Source organism: Arthrobacter liuii (assembly GCF_014639275.1).
In the GTDB taxonomy this organism is placed as follows: Bacteria; Actinomycetota; Actinomycetes; order Actinomycetales; family Micrococcaceae; genus Arthrobacter; species Arthrobacter liuii.
Window position 1 is genome coordinate 235,063 of the sequence record NZ_BMFW01000003.1, and the last position, 21,478, is coordinate 256,540.

A 21,478-nucleotide genomic window follows, 5' to 3' on the forward strand; every position below is an offset into this window, starting at 1 on the left:
GATCCACCGAAGGAAGAAGGAGGGAATCCAATGGCAGGCCAGGAGCAGCAGCAGCCGCAGTCACGCGACAGCCAGGTCGACGAAGACATCCCCGAGGCACCACCGGCGCCACCCGAGGCACAGGCATCGGCATCGACCGAAGGCGTGGATGACCTGCTCGACGAAATCGACGGTGTCCTGGAATCCAACGCCGAAGAGTTCGTCCGGGCATTCGTCCAAAAGGGCGGCCAGTAACCCGGACCGGTAGGTGGCGGAAGCCGCGGACGGCCGGAATCTGTACCGACGTTGAAGTACCACGTTCAAGGAGTGATGAGTGCAGGAATCAACCGCCAACCAGGTAGCCGCCAACGCCACCTCGTCCTTTACCGAGCACCTTCTGCGGGACCGGCCTGAGCTACTGCCCTTCAACCGGTCCCTCCAGGGTGGTGCGTCCGCGGCCGCCCCGATCCAGGTTCCACACGCCACCACCATCGTTGCCATGAGTTACGGTGGCGGTGTCCTGATGGCGGGCGACAGGCGGGCCACCATGGGAAACGTCATTGCCAGCAGGCACATCGAGAAAGTCTTTCCAGCCGACCACTTCTCCGTCCTTGGCATAGCAGGAACTGCCGGCATAGCTATCGACCTCACCCGGCTCTTCCAGGTTGAACTCGAACACTACGAAAAAATTGAAGGAACCCAGCTCAGCCTCGAAGGCAAGGCCAACCGGCTGGGGGCCATGATCAGGGGCAACCTCCCCATGGCCCTGCAGGGCCTGGCAGTAGTGCCCCTGTTCGCAGGTTTCGACACCAGCGCAGGAGTCGGCCGGTTGTTCTCCTATGACGTCACCGGCGGCAGGTACGAGGAACACGAACACCACACCGTGGGTTCCGGTTCCGTTTTTGCACGCGGGGCCCTGAAGAAGCTTTGGCGGCCCAACCTCACCGCTGCCGAGGCCCTGTCCGTTGCCGTCGAATCGCTCTATGACGCCGCCGACGACGATTCGGCGACGGGTGGCCCGGATACGGTCCGGCAGTTATGGCCAGTGGTCTATACGGTGGACAGGACCGGAGCCCGGCGGGTTCCCGAGGCTGAACTCGCCGCTGCCTCGCGCAACGTGATCGAAGCGCGCACCGTCGCCGGACGGGAGGCCTGACATGACCCAGCAGTTCTACGTCTCACCCGAACAGTTAATGAAGGACCGCGCGGATTTCGCGCGGAAAGGCATCGCCCGCGGCCGCTCCGTGGTTGTCATCAGCTGCGCGGACGGCATCGCACTGGTCGCCGAGAACCCCTCGCCGTCACTGCACAAGATCGGCGAAATCTATGACAAGATCGCCTTCGCCGCTGTCGGCAAGTACAACGAATTCGAAAGCCTCCGCCAGGCGGGAGTCCGCTATGCCGATGTCCGCGGATACTCGTACGACCGCGAGGACGTGACCGCCCGCGGTTTGGCAAGCGTGTACGCGCAAAGCCTGGGCGCGGTCTTCACCGCCGAGCAGAAGCCCTTTGAGGTGGAACTTGCCGTCGCGGAAGTAGGCTCCACCCAGGCCGAAGACCACCTGTACCGGCTGACATTTGACGGCTCCATCGCCGATGAGCACAGTTTCGTGGTGATGGGCGGCCAGGCAGAGAAGGTGTCATCGGCCATCGATGCCGGATGGCAGGCTTCACTGGGCTTCGCCGACGCTGTGCGGCTGGCACTGAAGGGACTCACGCCGGCCCGGGAGGGGGACCAGCCGGCACCAGCGCTGCCGCCGAGCGCCCTCGAAGTGGCCGTCCTGGACAGGCTTTCCGAAAGCGCCCGCGGCTCCCGGCGCGCCTTCCGAAGGCTGAACGACGCGGACATTACAGCACTGCTGGCCTAGGAGGACCACATGGACAAGAGAATCTTCGGCATCGAAACCGAGTTCGGGATCTCTTACTCGAGCCCTGACTCGCGGCCTCTTGCTCCGGAGGAGGTGGCGCGGTACCTGTTCCGCAAAGTGGTCAGCTGGGGGCGCTCATCCAACGTGTTCCTCACCAACGGTTCCCGGCTGTACCTCGACGTCGGGTCGCACCCCGAGTACGCAACGGCCGAATGCGACGACCTGGCCCAGCTGATCGCCCACGACCGTGCCGGTGAGCTGATCCTCGATGACCTGGTGGACGAGGCCCAGGCTCGGCTGGCCGCCGAAGGTTTCAACGGCACCGTGTACCTGTTCAAGAACAACACCGATTCCGCGGGCAATTCCTACGGGAGCCACGAAAACTACCTGATTCCCCGCCGCGGCGAGTTTTCCCGCCTGGCCGAGATCCTGATTCCGTTCCTCGTCACCCGCCAGCTGATCGCCGGGGCCGGGAAGATCCTGAAGACGCCCCACGGGGCTACTTATGCCTTCTCCCAGCGTGCGGACCACATCTGGGAGGGTGTCTCGTCCGCCACCACCCGTTCCCGGCCCATTATCAACACCAGGGATGAGCCGCACGCGGATGCAGAGTTCTACCGGCGGCTGCACGTCATCGTCGGTGACTCGAATATGTCCGAGGCGACGGCCCTGATGAAAGTCGGCACCGTGGACCTGGTCCTTCGGATGATCGAGGCCGGCGTGATCATGCGCGACATGCGGATGGAGAACCCCATCCGCAGCATCCGGGAGATCTCCCATGACCTCAGCGGCCGCGCGCTGGTCCGCCTGGCCAACGGACGCCAGCTCACCGCCCTTGAAATCCAGCAGGAGTACCTGACCAAGGTCACGGCCTTCGTCAAGGAACACGGCGCCCACAACCCACACGTTCCCCTGATCCTTGACCTGTGGGAGCGCACGCTCCATGCGATCGAATCCGGTGATACCAGGGGCATTGACACGGAAATCGACTGGGCCATCAAGAAGAAGCTGATGGACAACTACCGCGAACGCCACGGGCTGGGCCTGGAGGCACCACGGATCGCCCAGCTCGATCTCACCTACCACGACATTTCCCGCAGCCGGGGACTTTTCTATCTACTGCAGTCCCGTGGTGCCGTGCGCCGGATCGTTGACGACACCGTCATCAAAGGTGCCGTGGACGCGCCGCCACAAACCACCCGCGCCAAGCTGCGCGGCGACTTTGTCCGCCGTGCCCAGGAACTGGGGCGTGACTACACAGTGGACTGGGTGCACTTGAAACTGAACGACCGTGCACACCAGACGATTCTCTGCAAGGACCCGTTCCGCAGCGTTGATGAGCGCGTGGACGCCCTTCTCGACTCTATGGGCTGACGTCCAGCTTCAGGGTCTATTCTGGATAGGGTCCTTTTAACGGGACCCTCCACGGCACTGTCCGCCGCCAAGCGGAATGTCGTATCCACCCTGCCCCGACGAAAGTTTTCCTACGTGCGCCGACTACTCGCAATACTTCTTCCCGGCCTGCTGCTTTTGACGGCCTGCGGAGGTACCGCCTCTCAGCCCGAGCCCAGCAGCCAGTCCGCAGGGGAGACTGCAAAGTTCGACTCCCTCAAACTGACCGACAACGGGGACAAAAAGGCCCCGGGTGTGGACTTCGATAAGCCGTTGGCCGTCACCGAACCAACGATCAAGGTAGTTTCCCAAGGCAACGGCGACGCCGTCAAGGCAAACCAGGTAGCCAAGATCTCCATCCTCGCCCTGAACGGCACGGATGGTTCCCAGCTGGAGGATACGTTCCCCAACGAGCCTGAAAGCCTCGAGCTGAATGATGAGCTCAAGACGGGCAGCGCCGTCATCTACAACGCTTTCGTAGGTGCCAAAGTGGGATCCAGCCTGGCCCTGGCCGTCCCTGCCCAGCAGAGTGCACCGTCGGCCAGCCCGAGCCCGTCCGACGGCGCCAGCCCCAGCCCGAGCGCCGCGGCTGGACCCACTCAGCTGCTGATCATCAAGGTACTGTCCGCCTCGGACCCCACTCCTGTACTGGACAAGCCCCAGGGTGAGACCGTGACCCCGCCTGCCGGCCTGCCGACTGTGACGGAAAAAGACGGAAAGCCGGAAATCAACGTCGCAGGTGCGGCTGCCCCCACTGCACTCGTGTCCCAGGACCTGATCAAGGGCACGGGCGCCGCCGTGAAGGAATCCGACACGCTGACGGTGAACTATGTTGGCGTGAACCTCTCCGATGGCACCAAGTTCGATTCCAGCTTTGACCGCGGCCAGCCAGCCACCTTCCCGCTCTCCGGTGTCATCAAGGGCTGGACCCAGGGCCTCGCCGGTAAGACGGTAGGGTCCCGCGTCCTGCTGGTCATCCCGAAGGACCTGGCCTACGGAGACGCCGGGCAGGGCCAGGCAAAGGGCGACCTCGTCTTCGTAGTGGACATCCTCGGGGTCAAGTAGCAAGACTTACAGGGACGCCGTGTCCACCGCGGCACCAACAACCTCTCACGCATAGGAGCAAGCATGTCGTTTGGACAGCGGGAATTCGACCGCCAGAAGCCCGAGATCGACTTCCCTGAAGGCGACGTCCCCACCGAACTCGTCATCACGGACCTCATCGAGGGTGACGGCAGGGAAGCCCAGGCTGGGGACACTGTCTCCACCCACTATGTGGGCGTCGCCTGGTCGACTGGGGAAGAATTCGACGCCTCATGGGGCCGCGGCGCACCGCTGGACTTCCGTGTGGGCGTGGGTCAGGTCATCCAGGGCTGGGACCAGGGCCTCCTTGGCATGAAGGTGGGCGGCCGCCGTCGTCTGGAAATCCCCTCCGAGCTGGCCTACGGCTCGCGCGGTGCCGGCGGAGCCATTGCCCCCAACGAGGCACTGATCTTCGTCGTGGACCTGGTCGGCGTCCGCTGACGAAGTCCACAACCCGGAGCGCGGCAGTACGGAGGATAATCCTCCGTACTGCCGCGCTTTCTGCTTTCACGGGTGGAGTTTAGTAACGTAACAAAGGTGTCTGTATCCCGCACTGAACGCCTCCTCAACCTGCTGTTTGCGCTGCTCAACACCCGCTACGGACTGCGCCGCAGCGAGCTGCGGGACAAGGTCTACCGCGACACGTCCGGCAGTGACGTCGCTTTCGGGCGGATGTTTGAGCGGGACAAGAATGACCTCCGGGCGATGGGCTTCGACGTCGAGACGCTGACGGACCTGGGTTGGAGCGAGGATGACCCGGCCACCACCAGGTACCGGATCGGCAAGGAATCCAACCGGCTCCCGGACCTCCAGCTGGGACCGGAGGAATGGACCGTACTCCTGTTGGCCTCCCAGCTCTGGGAGCGCGCCGCACTGGGGACTGCAGCCCAGAGTGCACTGCGCAAACTCCAGGCGTCAGGGCGGCTGGCGGAGGTGGAGCTGCCGGCCGGGGTCCAGCCACGGATCAAACCGGCCGGCCAGGCCTTCGATGACATCGTCGCTGCCATGCATGCCCGGCATCCCGTCGCTTTCACGTACCTTGCCGGCAGTACCGGCAAGGAGGAAGAACGGACTGTGGAGCCCTGGGGCCTGGGCAGCCGATTCGGCCAGTGGTACCTCATGGGCTACGACCGGGCCCGAAAAGCGGCCCGGCATTTCCGTCTCTCCCGCCTCACCAGTGCCGTGACCACCCTGGCAAGGGAGCAGTACGAGCCGCCGGCCGACTTCAGCATCCGGGCGGCACTCGACCGGCTGCCTGAACTGCCGCTGCGCGCCGCCGTCGTCCATGTCAGGCAGGGGCGATTACTGGCCCTGCGCCGCCGGTCCGTTGAAGGCGCCCGGCACCCGGGTCCCGGCCAACCCGCTGACGGCTACGACCGGCTCGTCCTCGAGTACCGGGACCCGGAGGTGCTCGCCGAAGAGCTGGCCTCCTATGGACCCGATGCCGTGGCAGTGGAACCCGTCGAACTTGCTGGGGCAGTCCGGCGCCGCATGCAGGCCGCGGCCGACTTCAGCGCCGCACCTGTCCCGGCCTATGCCTTCACGGACGCCCGCACTCGGACCGCCCGGAAAGGGACCTCTGAGGACCAGCTCAAGCGAATGCTGCAACTGGTCCCGTTCCTGGTCCACAACCAGGGCCTCCACATCCAGGACGTCGCCCACCACTTCGGCGTCACCCGGGAAGAACTTGAGGCAGACCTGCGGATCCTCATCTGCTCCGGACTGCCGGAAGGTTATCCGGACGACCTCCTCGATATCCAGTGGGAAGACGACCACGTCTTCATCACCCAGGACCTCGACCTGAAGAAGCCGGTCCGGTTCACAGTGGCGGAGGCATGCGCCCTGCTGACCGGGCTGGAGACCCTCAATGGCCTGCCGGATCTGCCAGGCGGCGGGGCCTTGGAATCGGTCACCTTGAAGCTCCTGGCCGCAGCCGGTGAAGAAGGACTCCGCGCTGCCTCCATCGCCGGGCCCCAGGTGGCTCCGGCGGACGCCGCAACCCATGCCACGGTACGCCAGGCCATCGAGTCCCGCTCCCAGCTCCGTTTGACCTACCTCTCACCCCAGCGCGATGCAGTTACTGAGCGCGACGTCGACCCGCTGCGGCTGTACTCCTTGGACAACACCTGGTACTTCGAGGCCTGGTGCCACATGGTGGACGGCCTGCGGAATTTTCGCCTGGACCGCATACAGGACGTGCGCCCCAACGGGGCGCCGTCCGGGTTGCACGGTTCAGCGGAGGGCGGGGTGCCGGCCAAACTTTTCACCGCGAACGACGACGACACAACAGTTACGGTCCAGCTCACCCGGCAGGGGAGGGGGCTGGCGGAGGACTATTACGCTGAGCGCACCGCTGAGCTGCCCGACGGGGGCCTGGTAGCCCAGATCCGGTTCGGCAACACGGCGTGGCTGCCGATGTTCGTGGCACAGCACGGCGGCGCCGCCAGGATCCTGGCGCCTTCAGAGGTGGCTGACGCCGCGCGGGACTGGCTGGCGGCATCGCTGGACAGATACGCCGGATAGACTACTCAGCATGCCTTGGTGGTCCTGGATTCTCATATGGGTGGCGCTTGTCGCGGTATCCCTGCTGTTCTATGTCCTGCTGGGCATCCGTCTTTTCCGCCAGTTCATGGCGACTGTGAAGGACCTCAGCGCCGCGGGCGAGAAGCTGGGACACCTGAACCCGGTCGAGATGCAGGAGTCCGCGGCGCCGGAACGGGCCCTGTCCGGGTCGGCTGTTTTTGCCTCACCCGCTGTCATGCGACATGATTACGAGGCATCCAAAACGGCATGGCGCGAAGAACGCCGCCGCCGGCGAGTGCAGCGCAAAAAGGACCGGGGCCAGCCGCAGGCGCTCGGAGATCTCGACTTCACATAGAAGTAGGATGTACTTAGAGGAAAGGAATTCCCGTGGGAAGACTCTTTGATGGCCCCTGGCCAATCGTAATTATCATCGTTGTTGCTTTGCTTCTCTTTGCTGCCCCCAAGCTTCCGGCCATGGCCCGCAGCCTGGGACAGTCCATGCGGATCATCAAGTCCGAGGTCAAGGAAATGAAGAATGACGGCAAAGCCGACTCCACCACTGAGGCCAGCGGTCCGGTGGAAGGCACCATCGTGAACCACCCCAAGGCGCAGACCGGTGAGCCGAAAGACGGCACTGACGTTCCGCCGTCGACCCGCGCCTGACCTCCCGTGGCACTGTCGCGGGCCCGTAAAGCCAATCCCGAGGGGCGGATGTCGCTTTGGGAGCACCTCAAGGAGCTGAAGAACCGGCTGATCAAGTCCGCCATCGGCGTCGTCATCGGCGGCATTGGCGGCTGGATACTTTACGATCCGCTATTGAAGGCCCTGGCCGCACCGGTGAACCGGATTTCGAATGAGACCGGAGGCCTTGCGGCCATCAACTTCGGCACCATCGCGTCGCCCTTTGACTTCAAGCTCCAGATGTCCCTCGTGATAGGGGCGGTCATTTCGAGCCCCATTTGGATCTACCAGCTCTGGGCCTTCATTACCCCGGGGCTGACATCCAGGGAGCGGCACTACACCCTTGGCTACATGGCGGCTGCCATTCCCCTGTTCCTTGCCGGAATCTGGGTGGGCTGGCTTGTGGTTCCACAGGTGGTGCACGCGCTGACCCAGTTCACCCCTGAAGGTTCCTCCAGCGTCATCGATGCCAGGACCTACATCGAATTTGTCACCCGCATGGTCCTGATGCTGGGCCTGGCCTTCCTGGTCCCTGTGGTGCTGGTTGGGGTCAACATGGCGGGCATCATTTCAGGCCGCACCATCCTGAAGGCCTGGCGCATCACCGTCTTCCTGGTCTTCGTCCTGGCCGCGATGGCAGCGCCCGGTGCCGATGCCATTTCGATGTTCATGCTGGCCGGACCGCTGTTGGCGCTCTTCTTTGCGGCCATTGGCATCTGCATCATGAATGACAAGCGGCGCGACCGCCGGCAGGCCCGGCAGGTCGAGGAGACCGAGGCCACAGCGGACATCGCTACCCCGGGCAGTGATCTCAAGAAGCTGTAGCCTGCCGTTAGGCTTGGGGTATGTCCTCCACCACCGGGCCCTTCTCCACCGGCCCCGTTGATCCTGAAGAACTTTCGCCGGCCGAGAGATACCGTGCCAGCGCTGAGCGGCGGGCAGAGGCCGCCACCTACCTCGGGGCGTTCATCCGGACCTTGGACTTCGAGCTTGATGACTTCCAACGGCAGGCGTGCAGCTCGCTCCAGGAAGGCAGGGGCGTCCTGGTGGCGGCCCCTACCGGAGCAGGGAAGACCATCGTGGGGGAGTTCGCCATTTACCTCGCGCTGCAGCGAGGCCTGAAAGCCTTCTACACCACACCTATCAAGGCGCTCAGCAACCAGAAGTTCAGCGAACTTAGCGAGAAGTACGGTGCAGGCAACGTGGGCCTCCTGACCGGTGACACCAGCATCAACGGTGACGCGCAGGTCGTGGTGATGACCACCGAAGTTCTCCGGAACATGCTTTACGCGGATTCCGCCACCCTGGGCGACTTGGGCTACGTGGTGATGGACGAGGTCCACTACCTCGCCGACCGGTTCCGCGGGGCGGTGTGGGAAGAAGTCATCATCCACCTGCCCAGCGAGGTGCAGGTTGCCTCGCTGAGTGCAACTGTCTCGAACGCTGAGGAATTCGGCGCCTGGCTGGACACCGTGCGTGGGGACACCGACATCATCGTCTCCGAGCACCGGCCGGTGCCGCTCTGGCAGCACGTCATGGTGGGCCGGCAGATCATGGATCTGTTCGCGGGAGAAACCACGTTCGATGAGTTCGCCCCGCCTGTCGAGGAAGGCGGCCAGCAGGCGGCCAGGTCCGGCAAGTCCGCGGACATCGCCAAGGGGCGCGGCTTCGACGTCAACCCGGAGCTGCTCACCGTCGCGCGCAGCGAAAGCCAGCAAAGCTTCCGCAGCCGTCCCGGTCCCGGCGGACGCGGCCAGCGCGGCCGCCGGGGAAATGATCGTCCGGGCAGGGGCGAGCCAACCGGAGTGCGGGCCGCCAGCCGTCCCCAGGTGATCGCCAGCCTGGACCGGATGGACCTGCTGCCTGCCATCACCTTCATCTTTTCCCGCGCCGGTTGTGAGGCGGCCGTGGCCCAGTGCGTTGGGTCCGGGCTGTGGCTCACCACGGAGAAGGAGCAGCGGAACATTGCCCAGCGGGTTGACGAGGCCGGGCAGGATATCCCGCCGGACGACCTCGACGTCCTGGACTTTTGGACCTGGCGGGACGGACTGCTCCGGGGCTTTGCCGCCCACCACGCCGGGATGCTGCCCACTTTCAAGGAGGTCGTGGAGAAACTCTTCGTCGACGGCCTGGTCAAGGCAGTCTTCGCCACGGAGACCCTCGCCCTGGGTGTCAACATGCCGGCCCGTTCGGTGGTTCTGGAGAAGCTGGACAAGTTCAATGGCGAAGCCCATGTGGACATCACCGCAGGCGAGTACACCCAGCTGACCGGCCGGGCAGGCCGGCGCGGCATTGATATCGAGGGCCACGCCGTGGTGCTTTGGCAGCCGGGAACGGACCCGACGGCGGTGGCCGGCCTGGCGTCCCGGCGCACCTACCCCCTGAACTCAAGTTTCCGGCCCACATACAACATGAGCATCAACCTCCTGGCGCAGTTCGGCCGGGCCAGGGCCCGCGAAATCCTGGAATCCTCCTTTGCCCAGTTCCAGGCAGACCGCTCCGTGGTAGGTCTTGCCAGGCAGGTGCGAAGCCGAGAGGAATCCCTTGCCGGCTACGCCAAGTCCATGACCTGCCACCTGGGCGATTTCACGGAGTACGCCCGGCTGCGCAGGGAACTTTCGGATGCCGAGAACGCCACGTCCCGCACCAAGTCCCGCGTCCGGAAGTCGCTCAGCGACGACTCGTTGGCCCGGCTCCTGCCGGGGGACGTGGTCAATGTTCCCGGCGGCCGCGCCCCAGGTCCCGCCGTCGTCCTTAGCTCCGACCACGGCAGCCGCGAACCCCGGCCTGCCGTGCTCACACTGGATAGCCAGCTGCGCCGGATCGGCACGGACGACCTCGAAGGCCCCATCGCCCCGGTCACCCGCATCCGCATCCCCAAGTCGTTCAATGCCAAGCTGCCCAAATCGCGGCGCGACCTTGCTTCCTCTGCACGGAACGCGCTGCGGGAGAACCGGCCGCCGGCTCCAGGCCAGAACCGCAACCACGATTTCGGCCGCGCCGCGGCGTTGCCCAACCAGGAGAAGCGCATTGCAGATCTGCGGCGCGCCCTGAAGGCACACCCTTGCCACGGCTGCAGTGAACGCGAAGACCACGCACGGTGGTCGGAACGCTGGTGGAAGCTGCGGCGTGAAACGGACGGCCTGGTCCGCCAGATCCAGGGCCGCACCAACACGATCGCCAAAACCTTCGACCGGGTCTGCGACGTCCTGTCCGCCTACGGCTACCTCGAAGACGTTGGGGACGGCCGCCTCAATATCAGCCCGGACGGCCAGCGGCTGCGCAGGATCTATGGCGAGAAGGACCTGCTGATTTCCCAGTCCCTGCGGCTGGGTGCGTTCGATGACCTCGACGCGGCGGAAGTGGCCGCTCTGGCCAGCGTGCTGGTGTACCAGGCCAAACGCGAGGACCGGGGCCTGCGGCCGCGCATGCCCAGCGTCTCCCTGGAGTCTTCCGTGGACATCGTGGTCAAGGAATGGTCTGTCCTCGAAGACGTGGAAGAGGAGAACAAGCTTCCGCTCACAGGTGAGCCGGAACTCGGCCTTGTCTGGCCCCTGTACAAGTGGGCCCGCGGGCGCCACCTGCAGGATGTCCTCAGCGGCACCGACCTTGCCGCCGGCGACTTTGTCCGCTGGGTCAAACAGGTCGTGGACCTGCTGGACCAGCTCGCCAAGATCCCTGGCCTCGATCCTCGCCTCGCACGGCTGTGCGCCGAAGCGATCAACCTTATCCGCCGCGGCGTCGTGGCGTACTCCTCCGTTCTCTGACTCGTCTTTACACACCTGCCGGTTACCGCCGGCCCGCCAACATCCCAGGAGTCCTGCCAACCATGCCCCGACCCGATGCCACTTCCCGTCCCGCCCCGGTGCTCTACCGCAATGGGTCCGTTTACACCGCGGCGGACCCGTTCGCAACGGCCATGCTGGTGGACGGTGACACCGTTGCCTGGGTCGGATCGGAACAGGCTGCATCGTCCATCGCGGACAGTTCCATGGACATCATTGACCTCCGTGGCGCCCTGGTGGCACCGGGCTTCGTTGATTCGCACGTACACCTGACCGAAACCGGGATCGCCTTGGAATCGCTGCAGCTTGGGGCAGTCACGTCGGCCCGCGCACTGTTGGACGCAGTGGCCGGGGCCGGCGGGGAAGGGCCGGTGCTCGGCCACGGCTGGGACGAGACCACGTGGGCGGACGCCAACTTGCCCAGTGCGGAAGAGCTGGAACGGGCGGCCGGCGGCAGGCCGGTCTATCTCTCCCGTGTGGACGTGCACTCGGCGCTGGTATCGACGTCGCTGGCACAGTCCGCGGGCCTCCACGGCAAAGACGGGTACGACGGCGGCGCCCGGGTGACGCGCGCGGCGCACGAAACAGCCCGGCTGGCAACCCGCCGGATGCCCCCGGCGTCGCTGAAGCGGCACCAAGCCCGGGCCATGGCTGAGGCTGCCGCCAACGGCTACGTTGCCCTGGCTGAGATGGGTGCGCCCCATATCGGCGGCGCCGACGATCTCAGGCTTGCTGCGGCATGGAACGCCGCTGAAGAAGATGCGCCGCAATTTCCCGAGGTGCTGCCCTACTGGGGCGAACTGGTTTCGTCCGAGGAAGAGGCACGCTCACTGGTTGCACAGTTGGGGGCCGGCGTCCGGGGGCTTGCCGGGGACCTGAATATTGACGGTTCCCTGGGCTCCCGCACGGCCGCCCTGCGCGCCGGCTACACCGATGCCGGTGACGAGCGGGGAACCCTCTACCTTAGCGTCGACCAGGCGGCAGCCCACCTTGCCGCGTGTTCCCTGGCAGGCATCCAAGGCGGGTTCCACGTCATCGGCGACGCCGGGCTGGACGCTGCCCTTGAGGCGCTTGACCTGGCGGCCAGGGAGGTCGGGGAGCAGCGGGTGCGGGCCGCAGGCCACCGCTTTGAGCATGTGGAGATGGCTGACGCCGCGGCTGTGGCGAAGTTGGCGCACTACGCCGTGACCGTCAGCGCCCAACCGTCCTTCGATGCCGCCTGGGGCGGCACCGGGGGCCTTTACGAGCGGAGGCTGGGGGAGCGGAGCCGGTCCATGAATCCGTTCGCTGCTTTCTACTCCGCAGGAGTTCCTGTCTGCTTCGGCAGCGACAGCCCGGTCACGCCCCTGCGTCCCTGGTCCAGTGTCCGCGCGTGTGTGGAACACCACAACCCGGAGGAACGCATTTCCGCACGGGCAGCCTTCCTGGGGCACACCCGTGCCGGGTGGAGGGCAGCGCGGCATGCCAACCCCATGGCCGGCCAGTTGGTGCCCGGGGCGCCGGCCAGCTTTGCGGTGTGGGAGGTGGAGGAATTGATGGTCCAGGTGGCTGACGGGCGGGTGCAGTCCTGGAGCACCGATCCGCGGGCCAGGACCCCCCTCCTGCCGGCCCTGGACACAGGCTCGGACCCGGTTTGCCTGCAAACCGTGAAGGACGGCGCCGAACTGTTCGCCAGCCCGGCCCTGCGTTCCTGACGGGGAAGGCACCGCCCTATAATGGGGAGTTGCGCCCGCCGTCGACTATTTTCGGTATCTGGTGCTCCGACCACTTCCTCCAGGAAAGGCCCTTTGTGCGCGTCCTTACGATCATTCCCACTTACAACGAACTGGAATCGCTGCCCAAGACGCTCCAGCGCCTTCGGAAGGCCGTTCCGGCGTCGGACGTGCTGGTGGTCGATGACAACAGCCCTGACGGCACGGGCCAACTGGCCGACGGTTTCGCTGCCGACGATTCCCAGGTCCACGTCCTGCACCGCCAGGGCAAGGAAGGCCTGGGCGCTGCCTACATCGCCGGTTTCAAGTGGGGCCTGGAGGCCGGCTACGACGTCCTGGTGGAAATGGACGCCGACGGATCCCACCGGCCCGAACAGCTTCCCCAACTGCTTGACGCCGTGGACCAGGGCGCAGACCTGGCCATGGGCTCGCGCTGGGTTCCCGGGGGCAGCGTGGTCAACTGGCCCCTCTACCGCCAGGCGATCTCGCGGGTGGGCAGCACCTACGCGCGGCTGATGCTGGCCCTGCCGATCAAGGACGTGACCGGCGGTTACCGCGCATTCCGCAGGACCACGCTCGAGAAACTCAACCTGGACCAGGTGGACTCGGTAGGCTACGGCTTCCAGGTGGACCTGGCCTGGCGGGTCGCCAAGCTGGGCCTGCGCATCGAGGAATGCCCCATCACCTTCGTCGAGCGAGAACTGGGTGCCTCGAAAATGAGCGGCAACATCGTCATCGAAGCCATGATCAACGTCACCAAATGGGGCCTCACCGCCCGCTGGAACACGCTGACCGGCAAGCTGAAGAACAAGCAGGCCTAGTTCTTCCCGGGTCGCCGCCTGCGGTGCCCGGAAGCACAAAAAAGGGGGTGGCCCCGCACAATGGTGCGGGACCGCCCCCTTTTTCGGCTTGCCTTAGGCCGAGCGGCGCTCTCCACGGCGTTCGCGCAGGATGGTCAGGCGGTCCTCGAGGATCTGTTCGAGTTCAGGCAGGGAGCGGCGTTCCAGCAGCATGTCCCAGTGGGTGCGGACTGCCTTGTCATTGCTGGTGTCCGGCTTTTCACCATCGACCAGGAGCGCTTCCTTGCCGGTCTTGGAGACCCACACCGGAGGGATTTCCGCCTCGGAGGAGAACGTGACGAAGACCTGCTCGCCATCTGCGCAACGGTACTCGACCCGCTGGCGCGGAGCCGGCTCAACTCCGGACTCGGTCTCCATGCTCTGCGCACCAAGGCGCATGCCCCGCAGGCTGCGATCGCTCATGTTTTCTCCCTCTGGTCGGTTCGCGGATTAAATCTCCGCGCTAGCCGGTGGCGACGTGGCCGCCGGACTACTGTGTGCACTGTGCTGCATCATAGGATTCAACGCATTGCGAAGCTTGGTTGTTCCAGCTGGTATTCTCCTGCCGGACAAATACCCAATTATACGGGGCTTATCCCATCTGGACCAAAAAAGGGAGGGTTCCGCGACGAACTGCGGAACCCTCCCTGCGTTTGTAGGGCGCCTACGGCTGGCTGCGCCCGGAGGGCTCCTCATCGAAAAGCCCACCCGCGGCGGAATCCGTGCCGGTGCCACCGAGGGCGTTGCCGATTCCCTTGAGGGCCTCGCCAACTTCACTTGGGATGATCCACAGCTTGTTGGCCGACCCCTCGGCCAGCTTGGGAAGGGTCTGCAGGTATTGGTAGGCCAGCAGTTTCTGGTCCGGGTTGCCCTTGTGGATGGCGTCGAAGACCTTCTGGATGGCCTGGGACTCGCCGTCCGCGCGGAGGATGGCTGCTTTCGCGTCACCTTCGGCCTTGAGGATGGCCGCCTGCCGCTGGCCCTCCGCCGTGAGGATGGCTGATTGCTTGGTTCCCTCGGCCGTGAGGATGGCCGCACGGCGATCCCGTTCGGCGCGCATCTGCTTCTCCATCGAGTCCTGGATGGAGTGGGGCGGATCGATGGCCTTCAGCTCCACCCGTGAGACACGGATGCCCCAACGGCCCGTGGCCTCGTCCAGGACTCCCCGGAGCTGTCCGTTGATCTGGTCGCGGGATGTAAGGGCTTCCTCAAGGTTCAGCCCGCCCACCACGTTGCGCAGGGTGGTGGTGGTCAGCTGCTCCACGGCCTGGATGTAGTTGGCGATCTCATAGGTCGCAGCCCGCGGATCCGTCACCTGGAAATACACCACCGTGTCGATGGAGACCACCAGGTTGTCCTCGGTGATGACGGGCTGCGGCGGAAAGGACACCACCTGTTCGCGCAGGTCCAGGAGCGGCAGGAGCCGGTCCACAAAAGGAATCAGGATCGTCAGGCCGGGGTTGAGCGTCCGCTGGTACTTGCCGAGCCGTTCAACGACGCCGGCGCGGGCCTGCGGGATGATCCGGACGGACCGGACCAAAACTATGATGACAAAGACGATCAGAACCACCAGCACAATGGCCAGTGCGGTTCCACCTGCGTTTTCCATACAACTCCTTGTTCCCCAATTGTCAGGCTGTATCCGGGCCGGCAACCGCCGTTGGCGGTACCGAAACCACTGCTGTTGCGCCGTCGATGGCCGCCACCACCACCTTCTGGCCCGCGGGGAGCACCCCCGCTGCGGAGCGTGCGCTCCAAATGTCGCCGCCGATCTTCACCAGGCCTCCATCGGAGGTCACGGCCTCCATCACCACGGCCGGTTCACCGATCAGCCGGTCCACGTTGGTCCGCTGCTCGGCTGGCCCCTTCTTCAGGTGCGAAAGCGCCACTGGCCGCACAAAGGCGACCATGAGCAGGGACACGACGCAGAAGATGACCACCTGGAGCCAGGGCTCGGCGCCGGCGAAGTCGGCCACCAGTGCGGCAAGCGATCCGCCGCCAAGCATGATGAAAAACAGGTCAAGCGTGATCATCTCGATCACCGCAAACGCCAGGAAAGCTGTGAGCCACAGTGCCCACCAGTTTTCGCCAAGCCACTCGAACATCCCTGTTTCCCCCTTCGCCACGGGGGCGCCGCATGCGCGGATCCGCCAGTAACTGTCTTTTTATCCTAGTCCGCGGACCTGGTATGTGGGCCGGTTCATACCGGCTGCCGGGGGATAGTGGCCAAGTCGTTACGGGGTTTCCTGCGTCCTCGGCCGGAACACGAAGAGCCTGAACTTTGCGTCGGCTTTGACCGGCTCCGGGGAGTCTTCGAGCCGGGCGGCGATTTCGTCCCGGTCCAGGTGGTGGCCGGCCGGTCCCATGAACGCAAGGTCGGCGGCAGCGGCGCGGGTCAACTCCAGTGGTATGTCGACGTCGAAGGTATTTACCGGCTCGAAATGCCCGTACATCGCCTCCGCCAGGCGCTCATCCTTGCCCTCTTCGATACCGAGCATCCCGGCGACGGCGGCGATGGCCGCAAGGTGTCCGGTCCGCGGCGCCACCACCACCAGCACGCCCGTCGGGCGCAGGACACGGGCAAACTCAGCGGGGTTGCGCGGAGCAAAGACCACGGTGACCGCGTCCACCGAGTTGCTCGCGACCGGCAGCGGCTGCCAGATGTCCCAGACCATGTTCACAGCGTCGGGATTGAGCCGGGCAGCGCGGCGAAGGGCAAATTTGGAGATGTCCAGGCCGATGGCGGATGCCGCCCGGCCGCCGGCAACTGCTGCGTCGAGGATCTCCCTCAGGTAGTGGCCGGTCCCCGTCCCGGAGTCCAGCACCGCTGCGCCCTCGTCCGACAGGTAGGGGACGACGGCGTTGGCCAGCGCCTGTGCCAGCGGCCGGTAGTGTCCGTCCCCCAGGAAGGTAAAACGTGCGGCCACCATCGCGGCGGTGTCCGGTTCGAAGGGGGTGCCCTTGCCCACCAGCAGGTTGAAGTAGCCTTGCCGGGCGGCGTCAAAGCTGTGGCCGTTCCGGCAAGCCAGGCGGGGTTGGCGCGGGGCTTCCGCCGCCAGGTACTCCAGTGGATGTGAGCAGACGGGGCACAGGAGGGGGAGATCCGCGGAAGGCATGGGAACCATTTTAGGGCGGCCGGCCTTTCCCGCCCCTCGCGCGTCCTGCCTTCCTGAGGGTCGTTGGAGGTCAGCCAAGGGATATGCCGGCGGGCCCGTCGTCGAAACCCAAGCCGTCCCGCGCCGTGCTGATGCCCGCCTCTGCCCAGTGCGCTGCATATTCTGCGTTGCTGCTCAGGGACCGAAGCTGGGCGCGGTCAATGTAAAGGATGCCGTTAAGGTGGTCCGTCTCGTGCTGCACGATGCGCGCCTGCCACCCCGAGAACTCGCGCCGCTCGGCCGCGCCGTCGGGTGTCACGTACTCCAGCAGCACGGCGTCCGGACGCGCCACCACGGCCTGCAGCCCGTTTAGGGAAAGGCACCCCTCGTAGAAGGACGCATGTCCGGAATCCAGGGGCGTGTACCGCGGATTGAGGATGGCCAGGAACTCCAGCGGGCTCCGGTTCCGCAGTGCTGCAGCCTCCGGGTCGACGTCGTACTGGTCCTCCAGGACAGCGAGTTGGAGGGGGATGCCCAACTGCGGGGCGGCAAGGCCCACGCCCGGTGCCTCATGCATGACGTGGCGCATGATCCCGACCAGGCGGCCCAGCTGGTCCTGGGACAACTGGCCGTCGAATGCGGCGGCACGCTGGCGCAGCGCCGGGTGGCCCGCCTGGACGATGGGCGGAAGGGATTCGGCGGACAGGAGGCGCTCCACAGCCTCACGGATCTCGTCGGCGCCGGCGGTTGCCTGGGGAACAGTCTGGGTCATGGGGAACAGCCTACTGGCGGACGCGGTGCAGGATCCTTCGGTTATGGTCTAACGCATGGCTGATGATTCCTTCCCGCCGGCATCCCCGGTGGAGCACGTCCTTGAATTTATCCGGGTCCTTCGGGCGGGCGGAGGGGCCGCAGACCTGCGGCCGTTCCTGTCGGAATCATTCGTGCTGACGGAGGCCCCGCACTTGCTGGCCCCCGAGGGTTCAACCCGGACGCTGGCCGCCGTGCTGGCAGGTGCTGACCAAAGCCGCGAGGTGGTGAAGGACCAAGAGTTCACGGTACAGCGGACCACCTGTGCAGGCGGCCGGGTGGTGGTGGAGGCTGACTGGTGCGCCACCGTACTGATGGACCTCCGGTACTGGGACAGCGGTGAGACGATCCGGGCCAGGACATGCTCGATCTTTGAGGTGCGCAATGGCGTCATCATGAGCCAGGACAGCTACGACTGCTATTTCCGCTGATCCCGGGCCCGTTGGTCAAGGCCCTACTGCATGGTGAAGCGCATTGCGGCCCACTGGTTCACGGCGGGAACTGCCGCGGCGGCGCCGAGTGCGGCGGTGCGGATCCGGAGGAGCGGTTGGGGCAGCGGCCTGCCCAGCATCATGTTCATTTCAGCCTGCCGCCTGGCCAGGACCGCGGCCCGACGCCGGCTTTCCTCGAACTCCCTGAGCCGCCTGCCCGTGGGTTTGCCCGACAGTGCAGCGCAGACCACCGGCACCAGGTCCCTGGCATCAAGCCAGCCCAGGTTCATGCCCTGGCCGCCGATAGGACTGATCTCGTGGGCGGCGTCTCCCAGCAGCACTGCACGTCCGGCAACAGTCCGCCGGGCGATTGTGGACCGGACGCTGAAGGCACTCAGCATGGAGTTGGTGGCCGGATCAAGGCGGAACCCGGTCCGCCGGTGCACCATCTCAGCCAGTTCGGCCGGTCCCGCCGCCGGGGCGGCTGGCCTTGCCAGCCGGACCACCCAGCGGCGGACGCCGCCCGGCAACGGGAACGACTCGACAATTCCCTCCGGCTCAAGGAACAGGACGGCCCTGTCCCCGTAGTCCGTGCCGTCGTCGAAATCCCCCATGAGGTAGTGGTCCGGGTATGACTTGCGGACCACCGCCACACCGAGCGCACCACGCAGCTGCGACCGGGCTCCGTCGGCCGCGACCAGCAAAGCTGCGGTGGCGCTGCCGTTATGCTGCGTGGCACCCGCCCGCTCAACCGCCACGGCGACCTCCCCGCCGTCGTCCCTGACACCGGCGACGGTGGCACCCCTGACCAACGCCGCGGGGTCCAGGGCACGGACGCGGTCTTCAAGGAGTTGCTCTGTCCTGAACTGTGGGAGTGCCAGCACGAACGGAAAGTCTCCTGACACGGCGTCGAACGCCATGGTTCCCACTGTTTTCCCGCCGCTGACAGCCATGCCGGCCCTGATGCGGACACCCTCCCGCACCATGCTCGACGCCACCTGGATCCCGGCGAGTGCCTCCAGGGCGGGAGGGTGCACGCCGATGGCGCGCGAGTGCGGGTTCCGCGCCTGCCGTTGCTCAAAAACTTTTACCGTCACGCCTTCCTGCAGGAGCGCGGCAGCCAGGTACAGGCCGACGGGACCGCCGCCGGCAATGAGCACATCGGCGTCCACCTCAGCCCTGCCGGTAGGTCAGGACCTGGTGGAAGGCCCAGGAGTGCTGCACGGACCAGCCCGGGGGAGCGGCGGCTGCCAGCTCCGCGGGCCTGTAGCTGCGGCGGATGGAGGTGAGGCCGTCCTCCCGGATGAAGGAATGCCGGAACGGCAGCGCGGCGACGCTGAAGAGGGCAAACGCGGCCGGGCTGCGGATGAGGTCGTTGTGCAGCGCTTTCCGGGCCGCCAGGAGTTCCGAGTCCGCCAGCAGCTGCCGGAGCTCGTCGGGCGCAAGGTGGTGGAGCACGTGGTTGGAGATCACGACGTCGAACGACGCGCCTTCCCGGACCAGGTCGCTGCTGTGCGCCTCGCGGAATTCGACGTCGGGAATGGACCCCCGTTGCCGGGCGAAACGGGCCGCGCGGGGATCAGGATCGATGCCCGTGACATGCATCGCCTTGCCGTCCCGTGCGGCCCAGCGGGCCAGCATGACGGCGAGGTCACCGCCCCCGGACCCGATGTCCAGCACGGTCAGGGGGCGCTGGTCCGGGTTGGTGGTGGTCCGCAGCTCCCCCACGTACAGCTTCCGCCAGCCCGACAAGACCCGGTTGATGACACCAAACTGCCGGTAGGTGTTGTCCAGGAGCCGGGCGTCACAGTCAGGCCTGTCCATTTCTTCGACGTCCCCGGTGGCCCGCCGGCGCAGCAGGATTCCCATGCCGGAACCCCTGTCAGGCCACCGGCGCTTCCGCGGGCAACTGGTTGTGGCGGACCCCCAGGTCGTCCTCGGCGGCGCCGCCCACGTGGCCGTGGCTCATGGTGTCGGCGGCGGCTTGCCGGAGTTTCGTGAACAGGCCGGTCTCCACGGTCAGGCCCGGGCCAAAGGCCATGGAACAGATCCGTCCGTCCCCGGGCGTCCCTTCCTGCAGGGGTTGTTCCAGGATGTTTTTAAGGACGAACAGCACCGTGGCGCTGCTCATGTTGCCGTAATTGCGAAGGATCTCCCGCGCGGGAACCAGCTGCGCGTCGCTGAGGCCGAGTCGGGACTGCACCTTGTCCAGGATGCTGCGGCCGCCGGGGTGGATGGCCCAGTGGGGAATGGCAGTGTAGGGGAGTGCAGCCAGTTCCGGCTCCCTGGCCAGAAGGGGCTGCAGTGCATCCACAATGTGGTCATCGATGATGTGGGGCACGTAGTTGCCCAGCACCATCTCAAAGCCGTGGTCGCCAATGTTCCATGCCATGGAGTCCTCACCGACCGGCGTCAGGACCGTTTCGAAGTGGTCCAGCGTCAGCAGTGCCGTTTCCTCCGTGCCCGGCCGGGCCGTGACGACGGCGGCTGCGGCACCGTCGGCGAACAATGCCGAACCCATGATGGTGTCGGGGTCGTTGGATGTACGCACATGCAGCGAGCACAGTTCGGCGCAGACAACCAGGACGACGGCGTTCGGGTCCGCCTCGCAGAACGATTTTGCGGCGCGCAGCGCGGGAAAGGCCGCGTAGCAGCCCATAAAGCCCAGGTGGTAGCGCTGGACGGCAGGGCTCAGGCCAAGCTCACGCACCACCTTGTAGTCAGGGCCTGGATTGAAGAATCCTGTACAGGAAACTGTCACCAAATGAGTTATGTCAAGTAATTCCACGTCCGGGGCGGCCTGCAGGGCAGCGCGGGCGGCCGCCACGAACAGCTTCGTCGCCTCCCGGGCGAAGATATCGTTGCGGACCTTGGTGCTTGGGTTCAGCAGCAGGCCGGATTCCTGGTCGTAGAACTGGGGGTTTTCCGCACGGCTCGTGTTGGTGAGTTCCTGGACGGCGGTGAACCTGGTGTCGATGGCTGCACCGTCAAAGCACGTATTGACCAGCCGCGAACCCAAACGGGACAAACCCGGCTGCGCCGCAAACACGTCGCGGGCTTCGGACTGAATCAGCTTTGTTGCCGGAACTGCAGTTTCAAGTGAACGCACGTAGACCGTCATTGGTTCATTCTTGACGGGCGCTTGGATAAAGACAATGGCCTTCCGGTTTGACCAGCGCATTTGGGCGCAGACTTAGCGGCATCGGGCTTGTGACGGAGCCCCGATCGGCCTCTCGCCGGGACGCCGATAATCTACATTATGTCAACCTGTACTCTGCGT

The 21,478-nt window shown here is 65.5% G+C and carries 22 protein-coding genes; 14 read left to right on the forward strand and 8 right to left on the reverse strand.

What is annotated here, in order from left to right:
• Window positions 1-30 precede the first annotated feature (30 nt).
• The 13 genes from IEW19_RS05010 (at window position 31) to IEW19_RS05070 (ending at window position 13,844) form a co-directional block, all read left to right on the forward strand.
• A complete protein-coding gene (locus IEW19_RS05010; RefSeq protein WP_015937113.1) occupies window positions 31-234 on the forward strand; it encodes a ubiquitin-like protein Pup in 204 nt (67 codons plus the stop codon).
• 79 nt (window positions 235-313) lie between these two features.
• Window positions 314-1,135 (forward strand): proteasome subunit beta, encoded by an 822-nt coding sequence (gene prcB, locus IEW19_RS05015; protein WP_188570572.1) that lies wholly within the window; start codon window positions 314-316, stop codon window positions 1,133-1,135.
• A 1-nt stretch (window position 1,136) separates the two neighbouring features.
• Window positions 1,137-1,847 (forward strand): proteasome subunit alpha, encoded by a 711-nt coding sequence (gene prcA, locus IEW19_RS05020; protein ID WP_188570573.1) that lies wholly within the window; start codon window positions 1,137-1,139, stop codon window positions 1,845-1,847.
• Between the two features lie 9 nt (window positions 1,848-1,856).
• Window positions 1,857-3,221, forward strand: coding sequence for a Pup--protein ligase (gene pafA, locus IEW19_RS05025; protein ID WP_188570574.1), 1,365 nt, complete (start codon window positions 1,857-1,859; stop codon window positions 3,219-3,221).
• A 114-nt stretch (window positions 3,222-3,335) separates the two neighbouring features.
• Window positions 3,336-4,304, forward strand: coding sequence for an FKBP-type peptidyl-prolyl cis-trans isomerase (locus tag IEW19_RS05030; protein WP_188570575.1), 969 nt, complete (start codon window positions 3,336-3,338; stop codon window positions 4,302-4,304).
• Between the two features lie 63 nt (window positions 4,305-4,367).
• Window positions 4,368-4,763, forward strand: coding sequence for an FKBP-type peptidyl-prolyl cis-trans isomerase (locus tag IEW19_RS05035; RefSeq protein ID WP_188570576.1), 396 nt, complete (start codon window positions 4,368-4,370; stop codon window positions 4,761-4,763).
• Window positions 4,764-4,859: 96 nt separating this feature from the next.
• Entirely contained in the window at window positions 4,860-6,845 is a 1,986-nt protein-coding gene (locus IEW19_RS05040; RefSeq protein WP_188570577.1) for a helix-turn-helix transcriptional regulator, read from the forward strand.
• A 10-nt stretch (window positions 6,846-6,855) separates the two neighbouring features.
• A complete protein-coding gene (locus tag IEW19_RS05045; protein WP_188570578.1) occupies window positions 6,856-7,200 on the forward strand; it encodes a regulator of G-protein signaling domain-containing protein in 345 nt (114 codons plus the stop codon).
• A gap of 32 nt (window positions 7,201-7,232) precedes the next feature.
• On the forward strand, window positions 7,233-7,508 hold the full coding sequence (gene tatA / locus IEW19_RS05050) for a Sec-independent protein translocase subunit TatA (RefSeq protein WP_188570579.1): 276 nt from the start codon (window positions 7,233-7,235) through the stop codon (window positions 7,506-7,508).
• A 48-nt stretch (window positions 7,509-7,556) separates the two neighbouring features.
• Window positions 7,557-8,351: a twin-arginine translocase subunit TatC gene (tatC, locus tag IEW19_RS05055; protein WP_188570580.1), complete on the forward strand. Its 795-nt coding sequence runs from the start codon at window positions 7,557-7,559 to the stop codon at window positions 8,349-8,351.
• 20 nt (window positions 8,352-8,371) lie between these two features.
• Window positions 8,372-11,293 (forward strand): DEAD/DEAH box helicase, encoded by a 2,922-nt coding sequence (locus IEW19_RS05060; RefSeq protein ID WP_188570581.1) that lies wholly within the window; start codon window positions 8,372-8,374, stop codon window positions 11,291-11,293.
• 62 nt (window positions 11,294-11,355) lie between these two features.
• Window positions 11,356-13,005 (forward strand): amidohydrolase, encoded by a 1,650-nt coding sequence (locus tag IEW19_RS05065; RefSeq protein WP_188570582.1) that lies wholly within the window; start codon window positions 11,356-11,358, stop codon window positions 13,003-13,005.
• 95 nt (window positions 13,006-13,100) lie between these two features.
• Window positions 13,101-13,844, forward strand: coding sequence for a polyprenol monophosphomannose synthase (locus IEW19_RS05070; protein WP_188570583.1), 744 nt, complete (start codon window positions 13,101-13,103; stop codon window positions 13,842-13,844).
• A 93-nt stretch (window positions 13,845-13,937) separates the two neighbouring features.
• On the opposite strand, the gene IEW19_RS05075 is transcribed toward IEW19_RS05070, so the two are convergent.
• The 5 genes from IEW19_RS05075 to IEW19_RS05095 all read right to left on the reverse strand — a co-directional run bounded on the left by IEW19_RS05075 (window position 13,938) and on the right by IEW19_RS05095 (window position 17,729).
• On the reverse strand, window positions 13,938-14,285 hold the full coding sequence (locus IEW19_RS05075; RefSeq protein ID WP_026266052.1) for an RNA polymerase-binding protein RbpA: 348 nt from the start codon (window positions 14,283-14,285) through the stop codon (window positions 13,938-13,940).
• A 241-nt stretch (window positions 14,286-14,526) separates the two neighbouring features.
• Window positions 14,527-15,471, reverse strand: coding sequence for an SPFH domain-containing protein (locus tag IEW19_RS05080; protein WP_188570584.1), 945 nt, complete (start codon window positions 15,469-15,471; stop codon window positions 14,527-14,529).
• A gap of 22 nt (window positions 15,472-15,493) precedes the next feature.
• A complete protein-coding gene (locus IEW19_RS05085) occupies window positions 15,494-15,967 on the reverse strand; it encodes an NfeD family protein (protein WP_188570585.1) in 474 nt (157 codons plus the stop codon).
• A 129-nt stretch (window positions 15,968-16,096) separates the two neighbouring features.
• On the reverse strand, window positions 16,097-16,978 hold the full coding sequence (locus IEW19_RS05090; protein ID WP_188570586.1) for a putative RNA methyltransferase: 882 nt from the start codon (window positions 16,976-16,978) through the stop codon (window positions 16,097-16,099).
• Between the two features lie 70 nt (window positions 16,979-17,048).
• Window positions 17,049-17,729, reverse strand: coding sequence for a peptide deformylase (locus IEW19_RS05095; RefSeq protein ID WP_188570587.1), 681 nt, complete (start codon window positions 17,727-17,729; stop codon window positions 17,049-17,051).
• Window positions 17,730-17,784: 55 nt separating this feature from the next.
• Between IEW19_RS05095 and IEW19_RS05100 the strand changes: the two genes are divergently transcribed.
• A complete protein-coding gene (locus tag IEW19_RS05100) occupies window positions 17,785-18,198 on the forward strand; it encodes a nuclear transport factor 2 family protein (protein ID WP_188570588.1) in 414 nt (137 codons plus the stop codon).
• Between the two features lie 23 nt (window positions 18,199-18,221).
• Here IEW19_RS05100 and IEW19_RS05105 read toward each other — a convergent pair whose 3' ends face one another.
• Genes IEW19_RS05105 through IEW19_RS05115 form a run of 3 tightly spaced genes read right to left on the reverse strand, consistent with a single transcriptional unit; the run spans window position 18,222 to window position 21,319 of the window.
• Complete coding sequence (locus IEW19_RS05105) at window positions 18,222-19,370, reverse strand: FAD-dependent oxidoreductase (protein ID WP_188570589.1); 1,149 nt, start codon at window positions 19,368-19,370, stop codon at window positions 18,222-18,224.
• Window position 19,371: 1 nt separating this feature from the next.
• Window positions 19,372-20,067 carry a class I SAM-dependent methyltransferase gene (locus IEW19_RS05110; protein WP_188570590.1) on the reverse strand — a complete coding sequence of 232 codons (696 nt, stop codon included), beginning with the start codon at window positions 20,065-20,067 and terminating at the stop codon, window positions 19,372-19,374.
• Window positions 20,068-20,080: 13 nt separating this feature from the next.
• Window positions 20,081-21,319 carry a type III polyketide synthase gene (locus IEW19_RS05115; protein WP_188570591.1) on the reverse strand — a complete coding sequence of 413 codons (1,239 nt, stop codon included), beginning with the start codon at window positions 21,317-21,319 and terminating at the stop codon, window positions 20,081-20,083.
• Between the last annotated feature and the right edge of the window lie 159 nt (window positions 21,320-21,478).